Raw genomic sequence first — 14,652 nt, forward strand, 5'->3', positions numbered from 1 at the left:
TCAGCGCTTTCCCAGAGTGATGGCGGCACGCAGTCCGTCGCGGCCGAACTGCGCCATGTTCATGAAGATGCCGTAAGGCACGGGAATGTTGGCGGCATCAAGGATTGTCTCCTGCCTTTCGTCCTCGACCCAGGGGTCATGGATCAGGATATGGTCGCCGTCATCGCCGATCGCCAGCACCCAGTGCGGCACCTTCTTGCCGAACATCAGGAAGCCGCTGATCAGCACCAGCACCAGTTTTCCCTCCGCGATCGCCGCCCTGATATCATCGATGGTGAACGGACGGTAATTCACCGGGATGCCGTAAAGTTCCGCGCGCCGGCGAAAGTCGACCTGGGCGAGTTCCATCACCCGGCGCTTGTCCTCGCTGCGCACCGATTGCAGGAAGAGCGCGCCGTAGAAGGAAACGTAGATCTCCGCCGCAAGCCCGCTCTCGTACCCCGAGACAGCGAGGCCGAACGGTTCGCAACCACCGGGACCCGACATCATGAAGACGGTCGTCGCTTCGCGCCACAGGCGGATTTCCATGACCGGATCCGGCACGAAGCCGCGGTCGAAATTGGCCATGGCCATCATCAGGCAACACGGGCCGCAGGTGAATTCGCAGGTCTGCTGGTAGAATGGCACCTTGGTGGCGATCGGAATGTCGCCGCGCAAGGTCTTTTCGTAGCGAAGCGCTGCCTCGCCATCCTCATAGTAGCCGGGCTCACGGCCGATCTTGCGATAGCCGGCCTGTTCGTAGATGCGGATCGCGCGGCTGTTGTCCTCGCGCACCTCGAGACGCAGCATCATGCGGTCGTGCTCGAAGGCGGCGTCCTCGGCGGATCCGAGCAGCATGCGGCCAACACCCAGCCCACCGAAAAACGGACCGGTAGCAATCGAGTAGAGGCGCGCCACGCCGCTGCCCTTGCGAAACAGCACGATCGCATAGCCGGCCAAGCGGCCATCGACTTCGGCGACCAGCGTCTCGGCGGTTTCACGCTCGATGAACAGGCGGAAGGAGCGGCGGGAAATACGGTCGCTCGAGAAAACAGCTTTCTCGATGGCGGCGAGATCATCGACGTCAGACGCGCGGGCCGTGCGGATCTCGGCAGGCATGCGGGTTGCGACAACCTCGATTGGTGGTGGGAATACCTTACTCGAAAACGTTCAAAACATCAGCCGAAATACTGATGGCCACAAAGCGCTATCGCACCTTGAATGGGGCCGAATTGTGACAGATTCGGCCGCAGTCCGGCGATGCAAAACGCTTTGAACAGGATCGCTATTTACAGACTGACGTCACCACCAAAAGCGGCATCTTTCAACTGGCCAGACCGGCCAGAAGCTGGCCATAGGCGCTCTTTGCCACGACGGCCAATTGCTCGCGCGGCAGCGAGCCGACGACGGCGCAGCCATAGCCTTTGTCCAGCCAGTACACGGCCCGGGGACCGTCCTGCGCCAATGCATAGGTGCCCTTGGCATTCTCCGCCGATTCCGCCGTGACGAAGAGGGATATGCGCTCGCCCTTGTCGTCTTCGTACAGCAGCATCGCGGCCTTGCTCTCGCCGGCCGGAAGCAACCGGCCGCCGACCAGTTGGAAACCGTTCGCGGTCAGGTCGGGTGCCACCAGCTTCAGCCCTACCCGGTTGGACAGCCAGGTCTGCAGATGATCCTTGTCGCTGGCCGGCACTTCGACCGCATGCCGCTTTTCGGCGGCATAGATGACATGGGCCGCGATTGCCTGCTCGGCCAGCCGATCTTCCGCAGGGTCCTCCTGCCCGATGCCGTCGATGCCGGCAAGGTAGCCACCAAGCCCGCCGGCGACCAGAAGCACCGCAGCGGCAGCGGCAAACCACCAGCGTGAGCGTGGCACAGCTGCCTTGGCCGGCGCCTCGCCGAGCACGACCTTGCGCAGTCGCGCCGGGACGGCTTCATCCAGCACGCCGGCGAAGGCCGCCCGCAAGGCCGTCCGGTCGGCGGTGAAGCGGGCGCTCTTGGCTTTCATCTCGGGATTTGCGTCGAGCCAGGCGTCGTAAGCGGCACGCTCGTCGCTGGGCAACTCGTCATCGAGCGCCATGTGGATGTCACGTTCGGAAAAGTCGCGGCGGATCATTTCTCGACGATCCTTATCGCGCGGCGACGTGCCGTGTCGTCCAGCAGTCCGCGCAATTCCTCGCGCCCGCGCGCAATGCGCGACATCAGCGTGCCGGCAGGCACGCCCAGAATGTTGGCCGCTTCGGAATATGAAAAGCCTTCGATGGCAACCATGACAAGGGCCGCGCGACGGTCGGGGCTGATCGCCTGCAACGCATCGATGATCTCGCGCGAGGCGATGCTCTCCATCTGCTCGGCCGGCTGGGCGACGGCCTCGCCGGCTTCCAGCGGCAACATCGCCGCCTCGCCACGACGGTTCACCTTGCGCATCTGGTCGATGAACAAATGATGCATGATCGTAAACAGCCACCTCCTGGGGCTTTCTCCTGTCTGCCAATTGTCGAGCCGCACAAGCGCCCGCTCGAGGCAATCCTGGACGAGATCGTCGGCAGCGTCGCGGTCGCGCAAAAGCGAGCGTGCGTAGCGGCGCAGGCGCGGTATTTCGCCAAGGATTGCTGCCTTCTTTTCGTCCATGACCGCTGGTTTCGAGGTCGCCTTTGTTGATCCCGATTGAACGCGCCTTCCGGGCGCGGCGCAAGCGGCCAGCGCGAAGCGGTCTGCCGCTCCGGTCACCCAAGCAATGAGATAACGATGGCGGGTGCCGATTTATTCCCGGCTATCGATCGTCGAGACTCCGGTTTGCGTCATACCGGCTCTTTGCCTAAAACCGCAACGATCACCGGTGCATCAACGAACATCAGTCTTCCCACGCCTCGTCCATGAACGCCTTCATGTTGAAGTTGGCATCGGACGGCCCCAGCGCAGCTGCCTGGGCCTGGAAACCGGCAATCCTCTCGCGCAGTGGTTTGCGGGCGCGGTTGCGCTCAAGCTCGTGCAGAAGCGCGATCCGCACCGCTTCCGTTTTGCTCGAGGCATTGGTCTCGCGCTGCAGTCGCGTCGCGCGCGCGTCCACCTTGTCATCACGGATACAAAGCGGCATTTCGAATATCTCCTGTGGAATATTCAAATATTCCATTTTGAGTATTCTGACACTCCAAACCCTCAAGTCTCTTTCGCCGCCCGCGTCAAAAGCCGCTGGTAGAACAGGCCGATGCCGATCAGCACGGCGCCGAGACCGATGAACGACAACGCCCGCAGCACGCCTTCCAGCTCCGACATGTCGAAGATGAAGACCTTCAGCACGGCGATCGAGATCAGCGCGGCCGAGGCAATGCGCAGCACCTGCGATTTCAGCCAAACGCCGGCTGTGAGCAGCGCCACCCCGATGACCAACCAGAGCGCCGAGTAGGTGTAGGTTTCCAACTGGCCAAGACCGCTCCACAGGCCAATGAACTCGCCCTTGAACAGGCGCCTCACCGACAGCGTGGCATAGGCGAAGGCGAGCACGGCAGCCACCACGGCCAGCATCTGCGCATACCATTTCGGCCGCTTGTCCCTCGTATAGAGCGCTAGCCCGCCGACGGCGACCGCCGGCAGGAGATAGGCGAGGAACAACAGGTTGAAAACCGGGACCTGGCCGGTCGATTCGTCTGACAAAAGCGGGTTCAGTACCACGAAGTGCCTGACAACGATGAAGGCGACCGAGGCCACACCGGCGACCATCGAACCATAGCGCAGCACCGAGCTTGGCGAGCGCATGTCGATAGCGACCAGGATGGCGCCGGCGCCGATGGCGATCAGCGTGTAGATCGCCTGTTCAGCGAGCGTCATGGCACCCGTGTCGATGACGCCGCCATGCATGGCGTGGCGCACCAGCATGGCGAGCGTGAGCAGCACAAACAGCGCCGCAGCCGCTTCCATGACGAGGCGCGGCCGGCCATTGCCAGCTATTGGTAGTGCGGGGGTGGTGCGGGCGAGCTGCCAGGCGGCAAAGCCGAAGGCAAGCGCCGGCACGCCGTAGCCCGGCAGCAGCCAGTTGAAGACCGGTGTCGTGGAGAGGAACTCGGCGCCGACGATGGTCGGGTCGAAGGCGACGCGGCCAAGCACCGCCATCACCGCGCCGACCGAAATCCAGCCGAGCACCGGATAGGAGCGCCAGCGCGTGGCCAGCGCCGGCACGATGGCCGCCGCACCGAGCAGGATGGTGGTCCAGCCGGAATCGAAGGCCATATGCATCAGCAGCAGGCCGGCGATGGCCGCGCCGCCCAGGGCAAACGACACCGCGATACCGCCCGCGAGCGGCGGCTCTTCTCCGCGTGCGATCCACTCGCCGCCGGAGGCAAAGACCACGACCAGCAGTGCCGCAACGGCGGCGTAGACGAAATCGCGGTCGAGATTGCCAAAGGTGAACCAGAGTGCCAGCAGGATGACCAGCGGGACGATGACGCCCCACGCTGCCCACGAGGCCGCGCGGATCTGCGTCCCGGCAGCGAACCTGCGGGCGGCCCAGAAGCCGGCGCAGATGAAGACCAGGCCAAGTGCGATGCCGATGCGCAATGTCAACACATTGGACGTGGCCACGGGCAGGCCATCGACACCCAGGGCACCGCCCGAAAAATCGGAAGCGATCGAGGTCGGCGGGATGATGCCGAGATGGATCAGCACCGTGACCAGTCCGGCCGCATAGAGGAGCGGCAGCGCCAGCGGTCGATAGAACGCGACGGCCACCATTGCGGCGATCACCACGGCGCCCGGCAAGGCATCGCCGGCGGCGGCAAAGGTCGGGTCGACCGACAGGCCCAGCGCCGAAAATGCGACGAACAGGCCAGGCACGATGGACGGCCAGTCGAAAGCCCTGGCTGGCCCGGTCTCGTCGCCACGGCGAGCGAGCCAGACAAGGGCGAGCACGGCCAGCGTGACGGCGTCGATGAACAGGATGGCTGAGAGGTTCGCTCCCGGCGCATCGGTCATGTAAAGGATGGTCCAGACACCGGTGCCGAAAAAGGCCGCCGCCATCAGCGACTTCCAATCGCGCATGCGGGCGATGACGCCGGTGGCGGCGAGCACGATCGCGAGGTAGCCGAACAGCGCCCAGGGATTGGGCGCCCGCGAGGCGACCAGCACCGGCGTCACCATGGCGCCGATGAGGCCGATGCCGGCCAGCGCCTGACCATGGACCAGGGCGGCTGCGATCGTCGCCACGCCGATGGCGCCGAGTAGCGTAAAGGCGAGTGCCGGGCCGATGAAGTCGTAAATGCCATGCGCGGCATAGACGGTGCCGAACAGGATGAACGCACCGGCCGCAGTCAGGATCGCTGGAATATAGGCGCCGGCAATGCCTTGCACGGGCACTTTGAAGCCGGTGCGGCGGATGAGCTCGCCGCCGGCGACCAGCGCCAGGCCAAGCACGCCGGCCATGGTCAGCCGCACGCCGGGACCGAAAATGCCGGCCTCGATGGTGTAGCGGATCAGGAACAGGCCGCCCAGCGCCAGCGCGATGCCGCCCACCCAGACCGCCCAGCGGGTGCCGAGTGCCGTTTCGACGTCGGATTGGCGGGCGGCTCTCGCCGCGGCAGCCGGCTCTGCAGGTTCCGCTGCCTTCGGTGCCGCCTCGCTTTGCGCCCATGGCCCGGATACGACCTCGCCGATTGGGGCTTCCGCTTCCATAGCTGGCTCCGGTGCGGCGACCGGCTCGCTTGTCGCTGGCGAGGGAATGTCGGCCGCTGCTGCAACGGCCGGAATCACATCGGCGGGGGCGATCTGTTCGGACGGCTTGGCCATGGGTGGCACGGCGCCGGAAAGGACCAGGCTGCGCAGCGCGCCAAGCTCGCGTTCGACAAGGCCGATGCGGCTCTGCTGGCGCGAAATGATGACGAACAAGGCGATGATGGCGACAAGGCCGATCAGGCTCTCAAACATGGCGGTTCCCCCAAACCAGGCCGGTTTTCACTGACGTTCAGTCTCACTGACACTCAAATGCGGCGGCCAAACAACCAGAAAACTTACGGTCAGAAAACTCGACGCGCCGCCAGATTGGCGGCCGGAAAGATCGAGCATGTTTCGGAGCCGAAAGCCAGCAGCTTGCCGCCGGTGCCGAGACGGCCAGCGTGCAGCCTTTGTGAACAACCTTGCCCTCGCAGACCACCTCGCCGGTCCTCGGCGTGATCGGCCGCGTCAAATTTACCTTGAACTCCGCCGTCGTATACGCCTCACCCTTTTCGAGCAGAGCCTGCGCGGCGCAGGCCAAGGCTGAATCGAGCAGCGTCGCCGCCCAGCGGGTTGGGGTGGCGCTCGTTGGGCACGCCACGGAACACGGCGCGGCCTTCAGACACTCCGGTCACCGCGAAGTTGAGCTGGAAGGAGATCGGCGGCGCCGGATACTTGCCGTCGACGATGCGCTGCAGCAGCTCCAGGCCGGTGTATTTCAGGATGTCGGCGTGCGGAATTGTGCCGAGGCCGAGCGGCGAGACCCGGCCCGGATAAAGCTCGACTTCGCTCACGTGATGATTTCTCTGGCTGCGTCCTCGCCTGCGATGGCCTTGCCGCGCGCGTGGTGCTTGCGCAATGCGGCGAGGAAACCGGCGCGGGCGTCGGGCGGCTCGACGCCGCGCGGCTCATAGACGTGGCGGGTGAAGAAGAAGCCGGTCAGCCGGAAGGCGTCGTCGACCGCCGCCGCATCGGCGCGCAGGCCCGAGCCGCGCAGCAGAAAGGCCGGCAGAGCCAGCATCTTGTGGCGCCATGGCAAACCTGCTTCGCGCGACACCGCCCGCCCCGACTTCGGCGAAACATAGGCCAGGTCCTGCCGCGTGCCGGTGGCGGCGCATTGACTGAGATCGAGGCCAAAGCCGAGTTCGTCCAGCACCAGAAGTTCGAAGCGCGCCACCAGTTCGCCGGCAGCATCGGCATCGTCGAGGTGGACGATCATCACGGCAAGAGTTTCGTAAAGACCTTCATGGGCGTCGCGCTCGGGCAACAGGCGTAGATGCGCGGCCATGGTCTGCAGCCCGTAGACGGCCACCGCGCTGTCCATCAGCCGGGCCGCATTCATCTCGATCGCCTCGGCCTGGAACGTGCCTAGATGTTCGTCAAGGCGCGCCCGCCACAACAAGTCGACACGATTGCCCGGCTGGAGGACAGGCTGCTGCTTGCGCGAGCGGCCGCCACGAACAAGGCCGAGATGACGGCCATGCGCACGGGTCATCACCTCGAGAATGGCGCTGGTTTCGCCATGCTTGCGGGTGCCGAGAATGATTCCCTCGTCGCGCCATTCCATTTCCAGAGCTTTTCACCGGTTGGATGGCGAAATCAAGGGATGGGTTTGGTGCCCGGCAAGCCGACACCTCACATCAGTATACAAAAAGCCGCCCGCAGCGATGTGCTGCGGGCGGCTGGTAAGGTCGGTCGATCCGTTAGAACGAGCGCTGGAAGCGGAGAATGCCGCCGACGCTGCCCTTCTTGTTGGCCTTGGTCCAGTTGCTGAAATCGGCGTCGCCGAACTTTCCAGCATTGAGGTAATCGACTTCAGCCGTGACCGTAAAGCCGGGCACAACGGTATAGGCAACGTTAGCGGCGATACCGAGGTTCTTCCAGTCGTCATAAGAAACCTGGGCGTTAAACGAAGTCTTGTCGTTGAACTTGTAGGTGCCGCCGCCCCAGACTGCCCAGTTGCCGCCCCACTGCTTGTAGAAGCCGCGACCGGTGCCGAAGTCGGCGAGGTTGTCATCCGTGCCGTAGCCGGCCATCAAGAACAGCGACAATTCGTTGGTTGCCTTCACGTCAAGGCGAACCTTGCCGGCGACTTCTTCGTAGTTGCTGTCATAGGCGACGACGCCAGTGATCGAACCCCAGTCGCCCTTGTACTTCAAGCCGCCGACGACATGCGGGACATAGCTGTCGATCGTGTTGGCGCCCGTGCCTTCTTCGAGCGAGACCAGCCCCGAGAATCCATTGCCTGCGTCGAAGTAGTACTGAACGACGTTGCTCTCCTGCCCGCCATACGGAACCAGCGTATCCTGGATGACGTTACCGGCATAGCCGATGAACGTATCGAAAGCCGTATCGTCTTTGCCGACGCGCAAGCCGCCGAGCTGAATCCAGGCATAACGCAGCGAGAGAGACTTGTTGCGGCCCTGCCAATCGCTATTGGCCGGAGTCTGGTCTTCATAGTCGCCGGAGCTGTTGCCAAAGTTGAAGCGGGTCTCGGTGTAGGTCTTCAGGGTGCCGAGCTCGGTCTCCTGACCGGTCCAGGTCTTCAGCGTGAAGCGGGTGTTCTTGTAGTAAGTCGAATGTGTACCATCGTCCATGTGGTCCGGGACATGGTTGACACCATCCAACGAGCCGGCGTCGCCGACGCCGATGTCATAACGGACATAGCCGCCGATGCGCAGGCAGGTCTCGGTGCCCGGGATGTAGAAGTAGCCAGCGCCGTAGACGTCGCAGATCTTGACGTATTCAGCGGGTTCCGGCTCGGCGACGACGACGGCGTCGGCGGCGCGCGCACCGGAAACTGCGATCAGTGCCGCAGCGGAGCCGAGAAGCAGGCTCTTGATGTTCATTTTCTGACCTCTCCAGTCATAGTTTTAAATGGCTTCGGATTTGTGGCTGGCGGCAATGTTTTCCCGCCTCACCCCCACAACGAAAAAGGCTAGCACTGCTCCCCCTTTTCGAGGGCGAACATACCCATCGATCCTCCACCTTCAATGACTATTTCCGAAATTAGTCCGACGCTTTGAACAGATTAATGCTGTGTTGCACAAATAACACTTATATATATGCGGAATGGTACAATCGGTACAACGTCATATTGTAAATATATATTCCAATACTTTCGCGGCTAATAATATTTTAGCGGCAATATCTTTCTATCAAAGCAACCAAAGATGCGGAGAATCTACCTGTTTTCGAAAAAAATGCCCTGATTTCTGCCTCCGCCCTCCATCGCCAGATGATGTCCATTCGCCAATCGCACTCTGTCGCCGCGAAGAAGCATTGACGGCACCGGCTAGGCCGGCCGGCACGCTGCCGAGACCATCGAAACTCCCCAAAGCGCTATCGCGTTGCTGATTGTGACAGCAGCCAGCCGTCAAAGACGATTCGATGTGAGGTGGCCGCGCGCAAGTTGCGGCGGATCGTCCAGCCTATGTTGCTAGCGCTTGGACAGCGGCGACAACCCCGGCGCTCACGCCCGCTGTGCGTGATCGGCAAGCACTTCATCGATCACATGACGGGAGTTTTCAACCTCACCCGGGTTGTCGCCGATCTGTCCGGCGACCGTGATCAGCGCCTTCCACAGCGTCCAGCCACGACCGCGCGCCCACATCGCTTCATCGGCCGGAAGGCCGGCACGAAACGCCTCCCGGCTTTTGCCTTCAAACAATGTCCACGCGATCGCCAGATCGCAGGAGGGATCGCCGACGCCGGAGGCTCCGAAGTCGATCACCGCGCTCAACCGACCTTGCCTGACCAACAAATTTCCCCAACTGACGTCACCGTGGAACCAGACCGGCGCACTGTGCCATGGCGCGGCAAGTGCCGCCTTCCACACCTCACCGGCCGCGTCCGTATCGATCTTGCCGTCGAGGGCTGCAATCGCTTGCCAGGCTTCGCCGTCGTAGACGCCGAGTGGTCCGCCGCGAAAGAAGTTGTGCTGTCCCGGCGCCGGTCCGCCGGTAGTATCGATACGCTGCAAGGCGACCAGGAACATGGAAGGTCCGGTTGTCCCAGCCGCCCGATGCAACCGGCCTGATCGCAAGGTCCTTCCAGCGGGGAAACTGCGTGGCGACCAATCGGCTGACAAGCGCTATGTCGATGTTTGGCTTGCTGACCATGGAACCCTGGTGTTTCGACGCAATCCCCAGGGGAAAGCGCTGTGCGCTTTTCCCGGGAAAACCGTTTCACACTTTTCCCGGAATTGCTCTAGCGCGGAAACTCGAGCCCCATCTCGCGGTAGCGCTCGGGGTCGTCGCCCCAGTTCTCGCGCACCTTGACGAACAGGAACAGGTGCACCTTCTGTTCGAGGATGCCTGCGATCTCCATGCGCGACGCCTGGCCGATGGCGCGGATGGTCTCGCCCTTGTGGCCAAGAACGATCTTCTTCTGGCTGTCGCGCTCGACATAGATGGTCTGGTCGATGCGCACAGAGCCATCCGGCTTCTCTTCCCATTTCTCGGTCTCGATATGCGAGGAATAAGGCAGCTCCTGATGCAGCCTGAGATAAAGCTTCTCGCGGGTGATCTCGGCGGCGAGCTGGCGCATCGGCAGGTCCGAGATCTGGTCTTCCGGATAGTACCAGGGGCCGGCCGGCAGAGCCTCGGCCAGATAATCGAGAACGTCCTTGCAGCCGGAGCCGGTCAGCGCCGAAACCATGAAGGTGCGCTTGAACGGCACCCTTTCGTTTGCTGCCGCCGACAAAGCCAGCAGCGCTTCGTGCTTGACCCGGTCGACCTTGTTGAGGATCAGCACCATCGGCTGGCGCACATCCTTCAGCCGTTCGAGGATGGCGTCGGCGTCGCCCCTGATGCCACGCTCGGCGTCGATCAAAAGCAGCACGATATCGGCATCCTTGGCCCCGCCCCAGGCGGTGGTCACCATCGCCGTGTCGAGCCGCCGCTTCGGCTTGAAGATGCCGGGGGTGTCGACGAAAACGATCTGCGCATTGTCATGCGTGGCGATGCCGCGCACGATGGCGCGGGTCGTTTGCACCTTGTGGGTGACGATCGACACCTTGGCGCCGACCAGTTGGTTGACCAGCGTCGACTTGCCCGCATTGGGCGCGCCGATCAGGGCAACAAAACCGGAATGCGTGAGGGCAGCTTCCGTTGCCGGCTCTTCGGTGGCGGTCATGCCGCACTCCCTTCATTAGGGCGCCGCGCGCCCTCCGATTTCTGGGCCGATGCGGTGGCCCAGACGCCTTCGCGCAAAAGAAATGCCGAAGCCGCCGCTTCTTCGGCAGCCCTGCGGGAACCGCCAGTGCCGTTTATCGGCGCAAAGCCGCGGACCTGCAAGGACACCGTGAAGACAGGCTGGTGGTCGGGCCCTTCGCGCTTCTCGATCACATATTCGGGGCGCGCATCGCTGGTCTTGGCAATCCATTCCTGCAAATCGGATTTCGGATTGAGCGGCTTTGCCACGACCGTCCGCGCGCGCGGTTCCCAGTAACGCAGGACAAATCGCCGCGCGGCGTCGATGCCACCATCAACGTAAACCGCCGCGATCAGAGCTTCGACCGCATCCGCCAGATAGTTTCCACCCGAGCCACGCGACCGCATTTTCAAGGCAGCGTCGGCCCGGACCAGATCCTCGAGCTGCATTTCGATGCCGATCTCGGAGCATGTCCGCGCATCGACCAGCGCATTGAAGCGTGGCGCGATTTCGCCTTCCGGCGCGTCGGGAAACTTCTCGAAAAGCATGTCGGCGACGACAAGCCCAAGCACGCGGTCGCCAAGGAATTCGAGACGCTGATTGTTGCTGGCCGCCTTGACCGCACTGGAATGCGTCAAGGCGGTCTCAAGCAAGCGGATGTCCTGGAAGACATGACCGGTCTTGGCCTTCACCACACCGGCCAGTGTTTCGCCTGTCGGGCGCTTCAGGGCCATCAATTGACGAAGTGGAACAGGCGCGAAGCGCGCATCAGCGACGGCCATTTCCAGATTTCGAGCGGGCTCGCCTTGCCGGCGATCGAGAAGAAAACAAGATTGGCGCGGCCAACCAGATTTTCCGCGGGAACGTAGCCCACGGTGAAACGGCTGTCGGCGGAATTGTCCCTGTTGTCGCCCATCATGAAATAGTGGCCAGGCGGCACGTCGAATTCGCGCGTGTTGTCGCCGATCGAGTTCGGATTCAAGTCGAGCGTGTCGTAGCTGACGCCGTTGGGCAAGGTTTCGCGATAGACATCGATAGGGCGCGATTCCTCGGTGATGTCGGGATTGTCGATCTGGCCGGTTTTCACGCGCGGCACGCCGACGCCATTGATGAACAGCTGGCCGTCCTTGACCTGGATCTTGTCGCCCGGCAGGCCGACCACGCGCTTGATATAGTCGATAGACGGATCAGGCGGGAACTTGAACACCACCACGTCGCCGCGCTTGGGCTCGGAGCCCCAGATGCGGCCCGAAAAAATGTCGGGGCCGAAAGGCAGCGAATAGCGCGAATAGCCGTAAGACCATTTGGTGACGAACAGATAGTCGCCTTCCAGAAGCGTCGGCCGCATTGATCCCGATGGGATCGAAAAGGGCTGGAACAGCAGCGTACGGATGACCAGGGCGAGCAAAAGCGCCTGGACGATGACGCTGACGGTCTCGCCAAGCCCGCCGGATTTCTTCTCGGATTTTTCAGCCACGCTCATGTCGTCCTCGATTGTGCGTTGGATGGTATAGAGTCTCGGCGCGCGCTGGGCAACGTCATGCCGGTCGTCAGATGCAATCAATGTGGCGCTTCTTCGACGGGCAACGCCTCGATGATCACAAAGGCTTGAGCGAGTGGGAAATCATCCGTGATGGTGAGGTGGATTGCCGCCCGATGGCCCTTTGGCAGGATTTTGTCCAGCCTGGCCTGCGCCCCTCCAGTCAGCGCCATGGTCGGCGCGCCACTCGGCAGATTGACGACACCCATGTCGCGCCAGAACACGCCCTGCGCCAGACCGGTGCCCAGCGCCTTGGCGCAGGCCTCCTTGGCGGCGAAACGCTTGGCATAAGAGGCCGCACGCGCCCGGCGCCCTTCGGAGCGGGCCTGCTCGAGGTCAGTGTAGATTCTCTGGATGAAACGCTGGCCGTGCCGCTCCAGCGACTTTTCGATGCGTCTGATATCGATCAGGTCGCTACCGATGCCGATGATCATCGCGCAGTGGAACCGATGCTTGCGCTGGGATGGGACGACTGCGCATGACGGACCGCACGCTCGGCTAGGCGTTTGCGCCGCTGCTCGCGGAAAGCGTTCATGCCCCAGCGCGTGACGCCATAGAACAAGAGGCCGAACACCAGCCCGAGCGGTACCGCGCCGATCAGCATCGGCTCAAGAATAGGTTTCCACAATTGCGCAAAGGAGAGGTTATGCAGCATCTCGCCCAGATGCGCCGGCGCGCCGTGCGCCGGTAGCCGATCATGCAAGATGAGCTTGCCTGTTTCCCAGGATGCGCCCCACAGCAACGGGAAGGTCAGCGGGTTGCCGAAAAAAACCGCGCCCAAGGCCGCCGCCACCAGATTGCCGGCAATCATCCAGCACAGAATGGCGGCAATGATGAAATGGAAACCGACGGGAAAAAAGGAAGCGAAGACGCCGGCCGCAACGCCGGCGGCGACCGCATGCGGTGTGGCCTTCAGCCGCAGGATGCGCTTGGAAAAATACTGAAGAGAGCGCGAAAACGAGCGGCGCGGCCAAAGGTAGGTGCGCACCCGCTCGAAAAGGCCATCAGGCTTGCGGCGTCGAAAAAGCACTCTGTTCCCGTTCCACAGCTTCCGCGCCGGCAGCTTCGGCCGGGCGTGACAGCCACATCTTGCGCTTGACGATCACCCCATGGCAATCGCAACCTTATATAACGACGCGCTGGCGCAAGAACAACCAAACACCGAATGTGCGGCGCGCGCTGTTGCCGCCCTTCGGGGTGGCAGGTCTTACTTCGAACATTGGACAATCGCGGCGAATTTAAGGAACCGGCAGTCGCATCGCCGAAAAGCGCGGCGTCGCCGGCGGCTACGGCAGGTATTCGCTGACCTCGACCAGATTGCCGTCCGGGTCGCGGAAATAGACCGACATCATCGGACCTCGGGCTCCGATACGTTCGACCGGACCGAGTTCCACAACAACGCCATTGGCTGCCAGGCTGGCGCATATCTCGGCGAGCGGCCGGGCCGTGATGAGGCAGAAATCACCCGAGCCAGGCGTTGGCGCCTTCGCCTTCGGTTCGAAGGTGCGACCGATCTCATGTACGTTGATCTTCTGATTGCCGAAAGCCAGCGCCGTCGGCCGGCCTGGCGTATCGATGCGCTCAAAGCCAAGCACACGCTGATAAAAGGCGCAGGTTACTTCCAGCGAAGCGACCGTCAGCACAAAATGATCGATGCCGACGACCATCATCGCCTCATCGTCAGATATTGCGGCTGCCGGGCTTGACCGCCGGGATGGCGGCCAACTCCGGTGGCAGCCGGTCGGCCGGATAGGCAGGAACCTCATATTCGGCGAGCGCGATCAGCGGCACGCCGACGTCGGTCTTGCCGGCGGAACGGTCGATGATGCAGGCCGCGGCAACCACTTCGGCGCCAAGTTCGCGCAGGCACTCGATGGTCTCGCGGATCGAGAGGCCGGTGGTGACGATGTCCTCGACGATGACGACACGCGCGCCCCTGGCGATCTCGAAGCGACGCAAGCGGAACTCGCCCCCTTCCCGCTCGACCCAGATCGCCGGCACGTCGAGATGGCGCGATGTCTCGTAGGCCGGGATCAGCCCGCCGATCGCCGGACCGACGACATAGTCGATCTTGCCAGGCACCGCCGCGCGGATCTTCTCGGCCAGCGCCTTGCACAGCCGCTCGGTTTTGTCGGCATGCATGAACACGCGTGCCTTCTGCAGAAAGACCGGACTGCGCAGGCCGGAGGTCAAAATGAAATGCCCTTCGAGAACAGCACCCGCCTCGCGGAAAATGCCCAGCACTTCATCGGTGTTCATGTCTGCCTCTGTTGATT

The 14,652-nt window shown here is 62.8% G+C and carries 16 protein-coding genes and 1 pseudogene; all 17 read right to left on the reverse strand.

Annotated elements, in window-relative coordinates; genetic code table 11:
• Positions 1–1,098, reverse strand: a complete 1,098-nt coding sequence (locus ASD99_RS09380; protein WP_056580442.1) for a peptidase C39 family protein — start codon at positions 1,096–1,098, stop codon at positions 1–3.
• Between the two features lie 205 nt (positions 1,099–1,303).
• On the reverse strand, positions 1,304–2,095 hold the full coding sequence (locus ASD99_RS09385) for an anti-sigma factor family protein (protein WP_056580450.1): 792 nt from the start codon (positions 2,093–2,095) through the stop codon (positions 1,304–1,306).
• Positions 2,092–2,610, reverse strand: a complete 519-nt coding sequence (locus ASD99_RS09390; RefSeq protein WP_056580454.1) for an RNA polymerase sigma factor — start codon at positions 2,608–2,610, stop codon at positions 2,092–2,094. The genes ASD99_RS09385 and ASD99_RS09390 overlap by 4 nt, the downstream gene beginning before the upstream one ends.
• Positions 2,611–2,833: 223 nt before the next feature.
• Positions 2,834–3,112, reverse strand: a complete 279-nt coding sequence (locus ASD99_RS09395) for a type II toxin-antitoxin system VapB family antitoxin (RefSeq protein WP_413813926.1) — start codon at positions 3,110–3,112, stop codon at positions 2,834–2,836.
• A 26-nt stretch (positions 3,113–3,138) separates the two neighbouring features.
• Positions 3,139–5,895: a DUF2339 domain-containing protein gene (locus tag ASD99_RS09400; protein WP_057143399.1), complete on the reverse strand. Its 2,757-nt coding sequence runs from the start codon at positions 5,893–5,895 to the stop codon at positions 3,139–3,141.
• A gap of 43 nt (positions 5,896–5,938) precedes the next feature.
• On the reverse strand, positions 5,939–6,283 hold the full coding sequence (locus tag ASD99_RS34620) for a hotdog domain-containing protein (protein WP_244497679.1): 345 nt from the start codon (positions 6,281–6,283) through the stop codon (positions 5,939–5,941).
• A complete protein-coding gene (locus ASD99_RS34625) occupies positions 6,186–6,476 on the reverse strand; it encodes a hypothetical protein (RefSeq protein ID WP_244482698.1) in 291 nt (96 codons plus the stop codon). The genes ASD99_RS34620 and ASD99_RS34625 overlap by 98 nt, the downstream gene beginning before the upstream one ends.
• Entirely contained in the window at positions 6,473–7,249 is a 777-nt protein-coding gene (gene recO / locus ASD99_RS09410) for a DNA repair protein RecO (protein ID WP_056580460.1), read from the reverse strand. Before recO ends, ASD99_RS34625 begins: the two co-directional genes overlap by 4 nt.
• A 136-nt stretch (positions 7,250–7,385) precedes the next feature.
• Positions 7,386–8,531 (reverse strand): porin, encoded by a 1,146-nt coding sequence (locus tag ASD99_RS09415; protein WP_057143400.1) that lies wholly within the window; start codon positions 8,529–8,531, stop codon positions 7,386–7,388.
• A 623-nt stretch (positions 8,532–9,154) separates the two neighbouring features.
• Positions 9,155–9,803, reverse strand: a pseudogene (locus tag ASD99_RS09420) (phosphotransferase).
• An 88-nt stretch (positions 9,804–9,891) separates the two neighbouring features.
• The gene (era, locus tag ASD99_RS09425) at positions 9,892–10,818 is read right to left on the reverse strand and encodes a GTPase Era (protein ID WP_056580467.1); all 927 of its coding nucleotides are present in this window, start codon (positions 10,816–10,818) and stop codon (positions 9,892–9,894) included.
• Entirely contained in the window at positions 10,815–11,570 is a 756-nt protein-coding gene (gene rnc / locus ASD99_RS09430; RefSeq protein WP_056580471.1) for a ribonuclease III, read from the reverse strand. Before rnc ends, era begins: the two co-directional genes overlap by 4 nt.
• Entirely contained in the window at positions 11,570–12,319 is a 750-nt protein-coding gene (lepB, locus tag ASD99_RS09435; RefSeq protein WP_056581888.1) for a signal peptidase I, read from the reverse strand. The genes rnc and lepB overlap by 1 nt, the downstream gene beginning before the upstream one ends.
• A gap of 77 nt (positions 12,320–12,396) precedes the next feature.
• Positions 12,397–12,810, reverse strand: coding sequence for a holo-ACP synthase (gene acpS / locus ASD99_RS09440; protein WP_056580473.1), 414 nt, complete (start codon positions 12,808–12,810; stop codon positions 12,397–12,399).
• On the reverse strand, positions 12,807–13,406 hold the full coding sequence (locus tag ASD99_RS09445) for a DUF2062 domain-containing protein (protein ID WP_057143401.1): 600 nt from the start codon (positions 13,404–13,406) through the stop codon (positions 12,807–12,809). The genes acpS and ASD99_RS09445 overlap by 4 nt, the downstream gene beginning before the upstream one ends.
• Positions 13,407–13,662: 256 nt before the next feature.
• Positions 13,663–14,043, reverse strand: a complete 381-nt coding sequence (locus tag ASD99_RS09450) for a VOC family protein (protein ID WP_200950981.1) — start codon at positions 14,041–14,043, stop codon at positions 13,663–13,665.
• A gap of 13 nt (positions 14,044–14,056) precedes the next feature.
• On the reverse strand, positions 14,057–14,635 hold the full coding sequence (gene pyrE, locus ASD99_RS09455) for an orotate phosphoribosyltransferase (protein ID WP_057143402.1): 579 nt from the start codon (positions 14,633–14,635) through the stop codon (positions 14,057–14,059).
• Positions 14,636–14,652 lie beyond the last annotated feature (17 nt).

The organism is Mesorhizobium sp. Root695 (assembly GCF_001428185.1).
Taxonomy (GTDB): Bacteria; Pseudomonadota; Alphaproteobacteria; order Rhizobiales; family Rhizobiaceae; genus Mesorhizobium.